Source organism: Stenotrophomonas sp. 05L44_2 (assembly GCF_056665995.1).
In genome coordinates this window covers 1-2169 of sequence record NZ_JBFTNR010000705.1, presented here as the reverse complement: position 1 = coordinate 2169, position 2169 = coordinate 1, and the positions used below count along the sequence as shown (strand labels likewise).

Sequence of the window (2169 nt, the reverse complement as noted above, 5' to 3'; positions counted from 1 at the left end):
GTAATCAGCTTGGCACTGCTGACAGCAGCGCAGAAACGACGAAGCCGGCCCTGGGCCGGCTTCGTTGCATCGGGCCGAAACCCGTTGACTCAGGGGCCGGCGGGCACCGGACCGTACAGGTTGTCCTGCGGCGTACCCGGCAGCAGCGCAAAGATCAGGATCACCACGCCACCGCCCGGCACCAGCGCCAGCAGGTACAGCCACCCTGACTGGTTACAGTCATGCAGGCGGCGCACGGTCACCGCGATCAACGGCACGATCGTGGCCAGCCAGAGCGCACCCACCAGTGCCACCGCGCCGATCGTGATCCCGGCCATCCAGCTGGAATCGGCGTCCAGCACGAGGCCGGCAACGAGCGCCACTGTCAGCGCAATCACGCATACCGCGGCTCCCGCAAGCAGCAGGAACAGCTGGAACATCCAGTACTCGCGGCGGTTGGCGCGGCCCTCGAACTGGGCATAACGCTTCAACGGCAGAATCATTTCCTGCACGGCATCGTTCCTTGAAAAACAAGCCGCGCAGTCTGCCAAATGCATGCGGGCGGGGCAATGCGCCGCCTTGCCACACGCAGACGACTACGCGCCMTTGGCCGCCCTCGCCGCCTCGCGCTCGGCACGCAGCCGGTCGAGCTTTTCCTTCAACTTGATCTCCAGCCCGCGCGGCACCGGGTTGTAATACACCCGCTCGCCCATCGCATCGGGGAAACCGGTCTGGTCCAGCGCGATGCCGCCCTCGGCATCGTGGTCGTACTGGTACTCGGCACCGTAGCCCAGCTCCTTCATCAGCTTGGTCGGTGCATTGCGCAGGTGCAGCGGCACTTCTTCGGTACCACTGTCGCGCACATCGGCCTTGGCCTGGTTGAAGGCGGCATAGCCGGCATTCGACTTGGCGGTGCTGGCCAGGTACAGCACCAGCTGCGCGAAGGCGAGCTCGCCTTCCGGGCTGCCGAGCCGCTCGTAGATGTCCCACGCTTCCAGCGCCATGCTCTGCGCGCGAGGATCGGCCAGGCCGATGTCCTCGATGGCCATGCGGGTCAGCCGGCGCGCCAGATACGAGGGATCACAGCCGCCGTCGAGCATGCGCGTGAGCCAGTACAAGGCGGCATCAGGATTGGAGCTGCGCACGGACTTGTGCAGCGCCGAGATCTGGTCGTAGAACTGCTCGCCGCCCTTGTCGAAGCGGCGGGTGCGGTCGGCCAGCACCTGGGTCAGCGTCTGCGGGGTGATGCGACCACCCTCCCCGCCCGCCAGCTCGGCGGCGATTTCCAGCAGGGTCAGCGCACGGCGGACGTCGCCATCAGCGGCGGTGGCGATTTCCAGCAGCAGCTCGGGCGCGACTTCGATGCGTTCCTCGCCCAGCCCGCGCTCGCGATCACCGAGCGCACGTTCCAGCGCTTCGACGATGTCAGTCGGCGAGACACCTTCCAGCACATGCACGCGGCAACGCGACAGCAGCGCCGAGTTCAACTCGAACGACGGGTTCTCGGTGGTTGCACCGACGAACAGGATGGTGCCGCGCTCGATGTGCGGCAGGAACGCATCCTGCTGCGCCTTGTTGAAGCGRTRCACTTCGTCGACGAACAGCACCGTGCGACGACCTTCGGCGAAGCGCTGCGCGGCCTCTGCCAGCACCTGGCGCACCTCCGGCAGGCCGGACAGCACGGCGGAAATGGCACGGAATTCGGCGTCGGAGTATTCAGCCAGCAACAGCGCCAGCGTGGTYTTGCCGSWGCCSGGCGGTCCCCACAGGATCATCGAATGCACGCGTCCGGATTCGACGGCACGGCGCAACGCGCTCTCTGGCGCGAGCAGACGCTTCTGCCCGACCATCTCATCCAGGGTGCGGGGGCGCATGCGCTCGGCCAGCGGGCGCATGTGTTCCCGATCGACACTCAGCAGATCGGGGCCGGGGAATGAAGTGGAGCGATGTCTTGGCACGCGGTCATTGTACCGCGAGAGCATGCCAACCAAGGTTGACACCTACCAAGGCGGTGCCGGTTGACACCCACCAGGGCCGGTAGCGCCGAGCCATGCCCGGCGGAYCGGAGATCTGCGGCAATCGGTGGTGCCGGCCRCTGGCCGGCAGATCAAAAGCATGWCAACCAAGGTTGACACCTACCAAGGCGGTGCCGGTTGACACCCACCAGAGCAGGTAGCGCCGGGCCATGCC

General features: G+C 66.5%; 2 protein-coding genes. Both read right to left on the bottom strand.

Translation table 11 applies throughout. The features are described 5' to 3' along the window. Positions 1–89: 89 nt before the first annotated feature. Positions 90–491 (bottom strand): DUF805 domain-containing protein, encoded by a 402-nt coding sequence (locus AC1VAN_RS19585; protein WP_442252057.1) that lies wholly within the window; start codon positions 489–491, stop codon positions 90–92. 84 nt (positions 492–575) lie between these two features. Continuing rightward, positions 576–1961, bottom strand: coding sequence for a replication-associated recombination protein A (locus AC1VAN_RS19580; protein ID WP_480986512.1), 1386 nt, complete (start codon positions 1959–1961; stop codon positions 576–578). Positions 1962–2169 lie beyond the last annotated feature (208 nt).